Consider the following 12,125-nt stretch of genomic DNA (forward strand, 5'->3'; position numbering starts at 1 on the left):
TTTTCTTGTACCGGGATAAAAACACCCCTCTGTCCTTCGTCCCGAATTTCGGGATCCCCTGAAAGGGAGAAACTTAAATTCATCATCCTATTCCAATTCTGGAATCTTATTACTGAGAGTCTCACTTGAAGTGAGGCCCTCAGTTTTGCCTTAGTTGTTTTTTCTTGTATCGGAATAAAAACACCCCTCTGTCCTTCGTCCCGAATTTCGGGATCCCCTGAAAGGGAGAGAAAATCACCGCATCTTGAATTGTAATCTTATTCCTTCTCCTTGAGAGAAGGCTAGGATGAGGTATATTTTTTACAACCAATTCTTGCGCATGCGTGCCCATTTCTTGTCGCGGTTTTCTGTTACGCATTTAATATCGGCATCATTCATGTGCTTGAACCGGCCCTGCTTTTTCAAATAATCTTTTACCGAGGCAAATTCTTTCGGGTTGCGGTTCAATTTGTACTCGCCATCCTCATATTCTGCTAAGAAAATCAGACCACAGTCTACAGCTTCTTTTGCAATTTCGATAGATGTTTCGGTGGGTGTTCCCCAACCTGTAGGACATGATGCATACACGTGAATAAAAGTTGCCCCTTTAATGTGCTTGGCTTTGTTCACCTTATTCAGAAAATCCTGAGGATAACCAATACTGGCTGTTGCTGCGTAAGCAATATCATGCGCAGCAATAATCTCAAATAGATTCTTTTTGTGAGTAACAGTTCCCGGCAGGTTCTCACCGGCAGGCGTTGTAGTCGTTTTTGTTCCGTAAGGAGTCAGGCCGCTTTTCTGAATACCGGTGTTCATATAAGCTTCGTTGTCGTAGCAGATGTACAAAACATCATCGTTCCGATCAATCATTCCTGAAAGAGCCTGAAATCCGATATCAGCAGTTCCGCCATCGCCGGCAAACACAACTGTTTTCACATCTTTTTGCCCCAAAGCCTTGGCTCCGGCAGCAATTCCTGATGCCATACTTGCAGCGCCCGGAAATGTGGTGATCAAGGCATTGGTATTGAATGCCATTTGCGGATAAATAAATCCTACCGCCGACATGCATCCGGCTGGTAATGCTGTATAGGTGCGTTCACCCAAAACTTTTAGTGCCAAACGAACGGCAACACTTCCGCCACATCCGGCGCAAGCCTTATGACCATAGAAAAATTCCTTCTCGGTCATGTTTTTCGCATTCACTTTTGGGATATCTACTGGATTAGTCATTGGTTTCTACGTTTAGGCTAAAAAATTCTACTTTTTCTTCACTCTTATCGGCCACTCCGAAGAACAGCTTATCGAACATTTCTTCAATCTCATCTTTGGTGATATCTCTTCCGCCGAGGCCTCCTACAAAATTGCTCTTGTACACGTACTTGTCGATTTTTGAAATTGCTGAGTTCACATTGGTATAAACAGTTCCCTCGTATCCGAATGAAATATCTTTATCGATGACTCCGATTGCATTTACGCGACGGGCCAAATCTTTCACCTCTGTTTCGGGAAACGGACGCATGTAACGAATCTTCAGCAAACCAACCTTTTTGCCTTCGGCACGCATCTTATCCACCACCACACGAATGGTTCCGCAAACACTTCCCAGGGCTACCAATACCACTTCGGCATCTTCACAACGGTACTCTTCCACCATATCGTAGTACTTACGACCAAATTTTTCTGCAAATTCCTGATCTACATCGCGAATTACATCAATGGCCTTAAACATGGCTTCGTTTTGCTGATACTTGAATTCGGTATTGTCATCGGGCTTAGAGCTGAATCCTAAATTTTTAGGCTCTTCGAACGACATTTTGTTGGGTGTCTCGAAAGCAGGAAGAAATTCATCCACCATTTTTTGCTCAGGAATATCAACCAACTCGTAAGTGTGAGTCAGAATAAAACCATCCAAATTCACCATCATCGGAGTCAATACATCTTTGTGCTCGGCAATTTTGTAAGCCTGAATCATCATGTCCAAAGCCTCCTGTGCATCTTCCACATAAACCTGAATCCATCCGCAATCCAACAATGACAATGAATCGCGCTGATCGCCGTAGATACTCCAGGGCAAAGCCACCGAACGGTTGGCATTCATCATTACCACCGGCCAACGACCACCGCTGCAGTAGTGCAATCCTTCGGCCATGTACAACAAACCCTGCGATGATGATGCAGTAAATGTTCTGGCTCCAACAGCGCTGGCTCCCATGGTTGCTGATATTGCCGAATGCTCCGACTCAACGTGCATGTAAATTCCTTCCATTTCGCCGGCTTCTACCATTTCTGACAGCCGCTCAACGGTGATGGTTTGCGGGGTGATTGGGTAAGCAGCAATTACATGCGGACGGCATAACTTTACGCCCTGAGCCACTGCCTCATCACCTGATATGAAAATCTTATTATTTGTACTCATCTTTCTTAAATTTCTTATCCAGTTTATTCTACTGTTGATATTTAATTGGAAAGCTGTTAGCTATTGGATAATAGTTGTTAGCTTTTAAATACCCCTCTGTCCTTCGCTCCCGAAAGCTTTCGGGATCCCCTGAAAGGGAGAATACGTAATTTCAAATTCTTTCCCTTTTAAGGGAATCGGAGCGAAGCAGAGATCGTGAACACATTTGAAAATATAATTGAATGTGAACCAAGTGCCGACAGGCGAAAGGGTGCATTTTAACAAATCTTAATTTTTGTTTAGGACACGCCATGGCATGTCCCTACTCTTTCACCATTTTAATGGCATCTTTTGGGCACTCGTAGGCACAAACACCACAGCCTTTGCAATAATCCATGTCGAATTCAATTTTGCCGTTTTCTTTTAGGATGGTGCCATCCGGACAAAGCAGGTAGCAGCGCAGACAGAAAACACATGCTTCGTGATCGACAAGCGGACGGACTGATCTCCAGCCTGCATTCGTCTCCGGCAGGAAACCAGCCTTGTACTGCGGGCCGGTAGGATATTCATCTATATGTGTAGGAAATGTAAATTCCTGTTTTTTTGGACGGTTCATTGTTTCAATTATGAATTAAAAATTATGAATTAACATTTTCAATAATACCCCTCTGTCCTTCGTCCCGAATTTCGGGATCCCCTGAAAGGGAGAATACGTAATTTCAAATTCTTTCCCTTTTAAGGAAAAGTGCCGACAGGCGAAAGGGTGAAAATTCAGCTTATTACTGAGAGTCTCACTTCAAGTGAGGCTCTCAGTTTTATTGTTAGTTGTTTTTGTTGTCGAAATAAAAACACCCCTCTGTCCTTCGTTCCGAATTTCGGAATCCCCTGAAAGGGAGAATACGTAATTTCAAATTCTTTCCTTTTTAAGGGGAAGTGCCGACAGGCGAAAGGGTGAAAATTCAGCTTATTACTGAGAGTCTCACTTTAAGTGAGGCCCTCAGTTGTATTGTTAGTTGTTTTTGTTGTCGAAATAAAAATACCCCTCTGTCCTTCGTCCCGAATTTCAGGATGGGGTAACCTTGTTTCAATTAGTAATTATTAATTAGTTTGAAGGCCCGTTCTACAATCTTCACATTCAATTCGGCCAGTTTTGGCTTCATCTCGGTTCGGATGCTGGCAAGGGCCGCTTCCAGACTTACCAATCCCGATGCAGCAGCCAATGCCCCGTACATAGCGGTGTTGGTAATGGGCCGGCCCAATATCTCCATGGCTAAACTTGATGCATCGATGCCAATTAGTTGGAAAGCCGGCAATGCCTTTTGGTACACTTCTATCTTTTCGGTATTCACCAAAATGGTGGCACCTGATCTGATTCCCTTTTCGAAACCGGGAGTGATTAATGTTTCATCCATGACCACCACGTAATCGCTGTTCTGAACTTCGCTGCGGTCGTGAATTTTGGTATCGTCGATTTTGGTGAAAGCCAAAACCGGAGCACCTCTTCTTTCAGGACCGAAAGATGGAAATGCCAAAGCATGCTTGCCTCCGTGAACACTGGCAGCAATGCCCAGCAAACGGGAAGCGGTAAAACCACCTTGTCCTCCTCTTCCATGCCATCTGATTTCTTTCATGTTTTTTATAGTAATTAGTAGTTAGTCCCCGGCAGTAAGTAATCTGAGCATTAACCGCTTCGGCAAACTCTTTTTGTTGTTTGTAAGTCTTTGGCTCCGACGCAAATCGGAGCCATATTGTGTTTGTTGTTGTGTGTTGTGATTTTTGTGAAAATCCGTATCTGTTTTCTGTTAAAATACTTTGTAAATGTATGGTTTGCAGGAAATATTTACTAGCACAGAGAATAAATACAGTAAACTGATCTACACAAACAGAATATGAAAGAATTTATATCTTTGCATCAGGCATTATACTGATATTAGTAGAAAATTTTTCTTCTCATGGATAAACTGGACAGAACCGATCGTAAAATTTTACAACTGCTGCAACAGGATTGCCGCATCACCACCAAGGAGCTTGCAGAAAAACTGCATCTAAGCAACACTCCTGTGTACGAAAGGGTAAAAAAGCTGGAACGAAGCGGTATTATTAAAGGTTATGTAGCCCGTCTCGACCCCGATAAAATAGACCGGAGCATGATGGTTTTCATCTCTATTTTACTCACCAAGCACACCCGCGATGTGGTGGATAAATTTGAGGCGGAAGTGCTGGCACTGCCCGAAGTGATGGAGTTTTACTACACCTCGGGAAACTATGATGCCTTGCTTAAACTAATGGTGAAAGACATGAAGGCCTTCCAGTTTTTCATTCAGGAGAAACTATCGAAATTTGAACACATCAGCCGCTTCAACAGCACTTTCGTGATTTCTTCGGCCGATAAACTGGGCTACGATTTGTAGGCTTTGTTCCCTCTTTCTCTTTACATTCTTTGGGTTGAAACCAAAGGCAATGAATAAATGAACATGGCTTGTAATGGAAGCATTTATCCCCTGTTTTAGCTTAGACCCACAAAAACAAAGGATACAAACAAAGACAATAAAAAAAAACCACATCATCATGTGGTTTTTCATCGCATCTTCCTTTTTAAATGGTTTGCCATTCAATTGCTCCCTGTAGTATTAATAAAAGCAAATAACAACAAAATTTAATGGTGAAAGGAATAGGGAGTTTATTAATCACATTTGTTCTTAACAGGCGCAATAATTCAGGAGCTACTTCCTTTATAGCTTCTTTGCTTGGTTCATCGCAAAAGGCTTCAATTTTTGGATGATCTTTAAAATGAGGTTTCAGCTCTCTGAGTAACCAAAAAGAAATGTTTCTGATTTTCTCACGTACATTTTCAAATTGAACAGGCAGAACGATGTGAGGAATCTTCCTGAGCTGCTGAAATTCCTGCTCTCTGCTCAATCGTCCCAAATCAAAACTATCCATATGATCCGGCATCACCCCCAAAGTAAAAGCAGATGATCCAAGCTTTGGCTGTAATAGGTTTTCAGGAAAAATAGCATTAAAAGATGGGGTAATAAGAGATTCTTCTTCCACCGAAAACAAACTGCCTTCGGAAGAAATTTGTTCGAATTCATTGGCCAATTCGGTCTCTAGTTCGTCTAATGACAAATTCTGATAATCAATGTCTTTTTCTTTCATTGTTTGTATGTTTTTTTTGATAAACAAGAAGTTACAACAAATCTGCCAACAACGCAATAATCAAATTTAAAACCTCCTGCAAATGGAATTGCCATTGCCTGCAACAATTCCCGGATTAAAACCCGGGGCAATGAATGGGTTATTTCAACCAACATTTGTTCACGGAAACCGTAGGGGCACGACATGGTGTGGCCTTTTATTTTCAGGTGTCCCTGATTTTCAAATTCAATAAAATAATTGGTTGAGGATGACAACAATTTGCAGAATGGCAGGGAATAATTGATGAAATAACGGCCACAAACATCAAATACAGATCCGCCATGGCGATGTCCCTGCCATGCACAATACAACATAAATCCACACAAATAATTGGTTCACGGAAACCGTAGGGGCACGACATGTCATGGCCGTTTGTTTTCAGGTGCCTGTATTTTCAATATTCAATAAAATTGTTGTTTGATGACAACAATATGCGGATTGTTTGGAAATAATTGATTGGGATTCGGTGAATGATCATTTAAACGGACACGCCATGGCGATGTCCCTGCCATACACAATACAACAAACCCACACAAATAATTGGTTCACGAAAACCGTAGGGGCACGACATGTCGTGGCCTTTTATTTTCAGATTCAATAAAATGTTTGTTTGATGACGACAACAATTTGCGGATTGTTTGGAAATTATTGATTGGGATTCGGTGAATGGTCATTCAAACGGTCACGCCATGGCGATGTCCCTGCCATGAACAATACAACAAACCCACACAAATAATTGGTTCACGGAAACCGCAGGGGCACGACATGTCATGGCCTTTTATTTTCAGGTGTTCCTGATTTTCAAATTCAATAAAATGTTTGTTTGATGACGACAACAATTTGCGGACTATTTGGGAATAATTGATGGGATAACGGCCACAAACATCAAATACGGACACGCCATGCACAATACAACAAACCCACACAAATAATTGGTTCACGAAAACCGTAGGGGCACGACATGTCGTGGCCGTCTATTTTCAGGTGTCCCTGATTTTCAGATTCAATAAAATATTTGGCTGATGATGACAACAATTTGCGGATTGTTTGGGATTCGGTGAATGGTCATTTAAACGGACATGCCATGGCGATGTCCCTACAATACACAATACAACATAAATTCACACAAATAATTGGTTCACGGAAACCGTAGGGGCACGACATGTCGCGGCCTTTTATTTTCAGGTGTCCCTGATTTTCAAATTCAATAAAATGTTTGATTGTTGATGATTGCAACAATTTGCGGATTGTTTGGAAATTATTGATTTAAAAATGACACTTACAACAACTGCTCATTTAATAATCCTAAAAAACCAAAGAAGAATAAATCTTATCTGTATAATTTATTTACCCCTTTTAGAAATTGGTTTGCTTCGCAATTATCTTAATTGGTGACTAGTCACCAATTAAAATATTTCATACGAAATTAAAAAGAAACAAAGCAAGACTAAAACAGATGTAATTATCCAATTAATCAGGATTTACTGGATTAGTTTTGTTAGTCTATTAATTCTTCATTAATTGATTTACATTGGGTGGATTTTTTAGCTTTCTAACTAAAAGAATGTTTTGTTAAATTATCCTATGGGAATAATATGTATTTTTTAATAAACTATAAAAAATTAAATTAATCAACATGTAATTATTTTTATTTAAAATAAAAATAATTAGTTTTGAAAGAAAATAATAATCTCTAGCGAAATTTCTCCTAGGATAAAAAAAAACATTATGAATTTAATAAAAAAAAAAATTTTGTATCTATGTTGTCTTTCATTCATTTTTGCTTCTTGTTCAAAAGAGGATGATATTAAACTTTCTTCTACTAATCTAGAATCGACAACAGTTCCATTTTTTTATTTGGAAAAAGGTGATTTAATAGAAAAAGGAATATTTAGAGAAAAACCTGAATTTCCAATAGATGAAAAAGGAACAGTAATATTTACTACTGAAAGTAAAACAAAAGCTAGTGGGGCTAGTGGAAATGGTTTTTATTCGAGCTCATTTATATCAAATTTGTATATTTCAAACAATATAATACCAAATGCAATTCCTGTAGATTTGAATGAAGGTGCTGGTGGAAAATATATTTATTTATGTTATGAAAAAAGTAATTATATTGGGATTAACATGTTAAATTTTACGACATCCGGAAGTAATTTTGACATAGATTCCTACATGAATTCAAATTACTTTACTCGTTATATATCTGATGGTAATGGAATTTATGATATGAATAAAGGTGCTGGGGGTGATTATGTTTATGGTTTTTTTAATTACACACCTATTCCATCGGACAGAATTACAGAAATTGCAATTGTTTCAGGCGATTCCCAACGTATTATTTATGGTGAAGGATGGACAAGGATTAATGTGGATTTAAATTCTAGAGCAGGTGGAAAGTATATTTACGTATTTTTTAAAAAATCAAGATAGTAAGTAGAGTGCATTAAAGAATATTTTGAGAATTAATTAGAATATAAATTTAAAAATTATCTTATAATTCAATGAAACAATCCTTTATGCAATAAAAAAATCATATCAAAACTTGGGATTCGGTGAATGGTCATTAAAACAGTAACACCATGGTGTTTTACGAACACGACATGTCATGTTGCGCACACACCATGGTGTGACCCTACCGCGCAATGCATGCGATATTCATTTTTAAAACCTTTGGGCTAAAAAACTACACAAACAAAATGCACAAACAAATGGAATTGCCATTGCTTACAAAAATCACCGTTAAAACCCAGGGCAATGGATGGGAAAGGAAAACCCCGCTTGAGGCGGGGTATTTACAATTATTTTAAAAATCTAATTTGCAAATTCAATTTAAAAAATAACTCCTCTGATTCTTTATAAATAAGACCAAATCCATGTCTAGAAGAGCTAGCTGTATCAAGTTTCATATGATTTAACAAGTAATTCTCAAAGTCATTCCTATTATAAATATGATAACACAAAATATCCCCATTCTCTTTCACAACTAGATATCCTCCTGTCGCGTCATACTGCCCAGTCCATACTGTTGCCGGCATCATACCCAGTGCTATATCAGTTAAAAATCGTTTCATTTTATAGATATAAAACTGATGTTGTTGAGATTGGTCAAAATTTAATGAGTTATTCTCTTCAACCATTTCAATTAACTCTTTTAATGACTTTTGCCCATTTGAATAAAACAGAACAAGTATTTCTGAAACAATCCGTGGTAATAAACTATCAATTAATGTTAAGTTATTTGAAAAAATAGGGTTCTCTGTTTTCAAAAATTCCAATGAACCACCTAACTCTATAATTCGACTTATTCGATCTCTTATTTTACTACTAGTTGCAATGAAATTAATCTTATAGATTAATTCATCTGGTAAGTCTAAATTCGAAATTTTATAAATGAAGACAGCATCTTGTCCCCCAAAAAACATCATATCATCTAAATACATTTTGCGTCCAATTAACTCGACCTAATTCATTCTATATTTCACCCTAAAAATAAACGAATAAGTCGTGCGAATCAACGGACTATAAGTCACATTTGTTTCTATGCCACTCCAAAAACACCTCGCTTGGCAATCCTCTGTCAGGTAAAATCATCTCCTGTCCTTCGAGTTTGCCAAAGTGATTTTGATAGTATGTTTTGGTGCAATGTTCTTTTAGATTTTTGGAGAGGATCATGCGGTAATCCTCATCGAAACTAATCAGGTGTTGGTCGAATGCCTTATCATATAGGGCAGAAAGGCAAATGCCGTTTTCGGGGTTTAATCTTTCCTTTTCGTTTTCGGCCCAAGGGATGATGTGGCTGGCTATAAGCAGTTGTGGCAAGTCGATACCCGTAACTGCACATTTGCTGTGGTAATTGGTGAGTATCATTTTGCGGAAAAAGTTTTGGTTCACTCTTGTTTTCACGTATCGCTCGCGGGTTTCGCCAAGCAAGTTACCTAGTTCGGGAAGTTGTTCCTGATATTTATTTTCGATGCTGCAGCCTTCGAATTGTGCAAGAATTCGTTCACTTTCAAATATCAGTGCTTCCCTGTCGTTCTGAAACTCCACAAAAATATCTTCAGTGGCTTTCCCTGCATTTGCATGTCCCTTTTTTCCGTTGCTTTTTACAACAGGATCGAGGCTGGCTAAATTCGAAAGTTTAAAACTAACTGCGCCGGGACTTCGGCCAATGCGTTCGGCCAATTGAATAATCTCAGGATTTGTTTGGGTAATCTTTCGATATTCGGTTTGCAGGTAAAGGTTAAAGGCAAGAACCAATTCTTCTCTTGTCCAATTCGGGTTTCGCATGCAATTTAAGTTAGCTTAGGTTATTTCAGGTTATGTAAAAATAGAAAAAATATCATAAGAAGAAAGCCTACTACTACTACCAATTCTTTTTCAATAATTAATACGCTTTTTAATAAACTTAAAATAAACACGATAAACTTCCACTATTTCATACTGAGCAAATATGATAAAAGGGCATTAAGCCTCTCCTCCACCTTTTTCGGTTTTAGTTCGCACTCCCAAATAGTGATTACGCGCCAGCCCAAGCTTTGGAGTTCGGTTTTGGCCTGCCTGTCGCGCTTTTGGGTGTTGGTGATTTTTTGCAGCCACCACTCGGTTCGTGTTTTGGGCGGTACAAAGTATTTACAGTTTTGGTGTCCGTGCCAAAAGCATCCGTTTACAAAGATTACCGTTTTGTATTTGGGCAGCACAATATCCGGCTTGCCCGGCAGGTTCTTTGCGTGCAGGCGGTAGCGAAATCCGTTGGCAAACAAAAACCTTCGTACCACCAACTCGGGTTTGGTGTTCTTCCCTTTTATTCGGGACATGTTGTAAGATCGTGTTTCTTTGGAATGTGTGTCGGTCATAAAATTCTTATTGGCCCCTTCGCAATTTACAAAAATCCTGTCATCTGGTGGTAAATGTGTGTTGCTTGTGAGCACACCTTTTTGTTTCCTCCTCCCCACTTTCTTACTTGCCGTTTTAGGTTTATCTGTTTGAGGAATCAGTTTCGGATTGTCGGGCATCGCACAAGTATAAACTTAGGGCGGAACGCTTCAAACTTAGGGCGGAACACTTCAGACTTATGCCGGAACACTTCAAACTTAGGGCGGAACGCTTCAGACTTACGGCGGAACGCTTCAAACTTAGGGCGGAACACTTCAGACTTATGCCGGAACACTTCAGACTTGTTCGATAATAATTCAAACTAAATAACAATGAAACATAAATGATTTAACACAACCAAAACGACCATAGAAAACAACATAATCTATTGAACCAGAAGTGAAAACAGCTTTTAAAAGCAAACTGACTCACTGCCAAACCTGCTTTTGAATTCTTCAGGAATAATTTCGAAAAATATTTAAACATCCTTGCAAAATACCCTTTAAAAAAGTACATACAGAAGCTTTACATTTTTAAAGCGATGATTACTTATGAAAATAAAATATTCATAAATAAAAACAATATGATTACTTTCTCTTTGTTTTAGGGCGTTTCACCTGTCTGCATGCATGTAAACTTAATTATTTAATTATTTCCTCTTGCTTTTCGCATCAATATCTAGTAATTTTCATACTGTTTATTTTAAAATTTAAAAAACAATTGATATGACGCAATCAAGATCCTATTATGGCACAGATGCCAATTTTATCAGTTTCTCGGGTCCGAGAATTAAACTAATCGAAGAAAAACACAATGATTTTATCAATTTTTCGCCCATTTTTACTCCTGAGGGGCTGACCGACCTAAAGGCTGTTTACGATGAAGCCTGCAACATCACTTCCGATAATGCTTATGTAGACATACAGGCAAAGGCAACCGAAAATGTAAAGCTCGATCTGGATGCTTGCTGTAAATTTTTTCAGCGATGCAAATTCGATATCCAAATGGCATTTCCCAACGATAAAAAAATGTGGGATCAGTTTGGCTTTAACGACTACGAAGAGGCCCGGAAAAGCGGAAAGAACATGTATATGTTTTTAACCGATCTTCATATGGTTTCGGTCCGTAATGCGGAACCCTTACTAAAATTAGGATGGACAGATGAAAGCTTTAGTAAGATATTGGCTCACCGCGACAGCCTTAAGGCGAATATGATTTTGCAATCGGACTGTATTATGGATCGTAGCCGTGCAACCGACAACCGGATGCTTAAACTGAATAGTTTGTATGAGAAAATGGCTGTTTACTTTAAAGCGGCGCGCATTTTATACGAAGACAACGAGGAAACTTTAAAATGGTTCAAGTTTCCTGCTGCCAGCAACAGCAAACCTAACGAAGAGACTAAAGATGAACAGGAAATAATAGTGGCAGAAAACTAAAAATCATTTTTTTCAATCAATAAACATCTCATTTCTCATCCCCCAGACCTTTGTGTTTGGGGGATTTTTTTGATCATGAACATTATTTCAATATCATTTAATGAAAACAAAGGATGGGCTTCTTCAAAATCCTTTGGCTAAAGACAAAGACAAAAGGATGAATTTGCAGATGATCAGGATTTATCATTTGTCCCCTGCTTTAGCTGGGGCAAGCAAGCATGATTCAAAATCCTCTGGCT

The 12,125-nt window shown here is 38.8% G+C and carries 12 protein-coding genes; 3 read left to right on the plus strand and 9 right to left on the minus strand.

Going from position 1 to position 12,125, the window contains the following annotated elements; genetic code table 11:
• Positions 1-300: 300 nt before the first annotated feature.
• The 4 genes from GQR60_RS13550 to GQR60_RS13565 form a co-directional block, all read right to left on the minus strand.
• Positions 301-1,209, minus strand: a complete 909-nt coding sequence (locus tag GQR60_RS13550) for a thiamine pyrophosphate-dependent enzyme (protein ID WP_124993455.1) — start codon at positions 1,207-1,209, stop codon at positions 301-303.
• Positions 1,202-2,395, minus strand: a complete 1,194-nt coding sequence (locus GQR60_RS13555; protein ID WP_124993456.1) for a pyruvate ferredoxin oxidoreductase — start codon at positions 2,393-2,395, stop codon at positions 1,202-1,204. Before GQR60_RS13555 ends, GQR60_RS13550 begins: the two co-directional genes overlap by 8 nt.
• A 301-nt stretch (positions 2,396-2,696) precedes the next feature.
• Positions 2,697-2,990, minus strand: a complete 294-nt coding sequence (locus GQR60_RS13560; protein WP_124993457.1) for a 4Fe-4S binding protein — start codon at positions 2,988-2,990, stop codon at positions 2,697-2,699.
• A 472-nt stretch (positions 2,991-3,462) separates the two neighbouring features.
• Positions 3,463-4,005, minus strand: coding sequence for a 2-oxoacid:acceptor oxidoreductase family protein (locus tag GQR60_RS13565; RefSeq protein WP_124993458.1), 543 nt, complete (start codon positions 4,003-4,005; stop codon positions 3,463-3,465).
• Positions 4,006-4,326: 321 nt separating this feature from the next.
• Between GQR60_RS13565 and GQR60_RS13570 the strand changes: the two genes are divergently transcribed.
• Positions 4,327-4,785 (plus strand): Lrp/AsnC family transcriptional regulator, encoded by a 459-nt coding sequence (locus GQR60_RS13570; RefSeq protein ID WP_124993459.1) that lies wholly within the window; start codon positions 4,327-4,329, stop codon positions 4,783-4,785.
• 184 nt (positions 4,786-4,969) lie between these two features.
• Here the strand turns inward: GQR60_RS13570 and GQR60_RS13575 are convergent, their stop codons facing one another.
• Positions 4,970-5,533 carry a hypothetical protein gene (locus GQR60_RS13575; protein ID WP_124993460.1) on the minus strand — a complete coding sequence of 188 codons (564 nt, stop codon included), beginning with the start codon at positions 5,531-5,533 and terminating at the stop codon, positions 4,970-4,972.
• Positions 5,530-5,886 carry a hypothetical protein gene (locus GQR60_RS13580; RefSeq protein WP_124993461.1) on the minus strand — a complete coding sequence of 119 codons (357 nt, stop codon included), beginning with the start codon at positions 5,884-5,886 and terminating at the stop codon, positions 5,530-5,532. Before GQR60_RS13580 ends, GQR60_RS13575 begins: the two co-directional genes overlap by 4 nt.
• A gap of 1,414 nt (positions 5,887-7,300) precedes the next feature.
• Between GQR60_RS13580 and GQR60_RS13585 the strand changes: the two genes are divergently transcribed.
• Entirely contained in the window at positions 7,301-8,005 is a 705-nt protein-coding gene (locus tag GQR60_RS13585; RefSeq protein WP_124993462.1) for a hypothetical protein, read from the plus strand.
• Positions 8,006-8,373: 368 nt separating this feature from the next.
• Here the strand turns inward: GQR60_RS13585 and GQR60_RS13590 are convergent, their stop codons facing one another.
• From GQR60_RS13590 to GQR60_RS13600, 3 genes are all read right to left on the minus strand, one after another.
• Entirely contained in the window at positions 8,374-9,015 is a 642-nt protein-coding gene (locus tag GQR60_RS13590; protein WP_124993463.1) for an HpaII family restriction endonuclease, read from the minus strand.
• Positions 9,016-9,094: 79 nt separating this feature from the next.
• Positions 9,095-9,862 carry an HNH endonuclease gene (locus tag GQR60_RS13595; RefSeq protein ID WP_124993464.1) on the minus strand — a complete coding sequence of 256 codons (768 nt, stop codon included), beginning with the start codon at positions 9,860-9,862 and terminating at the stop codon, positions 9,095-9,097.
• A gap of 143 nt (positions 9,863-10,005) precedes the next feature.
• Complete coding sequence (locus GQR60_RS13600) at positions 10,006-10,587, minus strand: very short patch repair endonuclease (RefSeq protein ID WP_225441423.1); 582 nt, start codon at positions 10,585-10,587, stop codon at positions 10,006-10,008.
• Positions 10,588-11,172: 585 nt separating this feature from the next.
• On the opposite strand from GQR60_RS13600, the gene GQR60_RS13605 reads away from it, so the two are divergent.
• Positions 11,173-11,886, plus strand: a complete 714-nt coding sequence (locus GQR60_RS13605) for a hypothetical protein (protein WP_124993465.1) — start codon at positions 11,173-11,175, stop codon at positions 11,884-11,886.
• Positions 11,887-12,125: the final 239 nt, after the last annotated feature.

The sequence above is a fragment of the Labilibaculum euxinicum genome (genome assembly GCF_009795715.1).
Taxonomy (GTDB): domain Bacteria; phylum Bacteroidota; class Bacteroidia; order Bacteroidales; family Marinifilaceae; genus Labilibaculum; species Labilibaculum euxinus.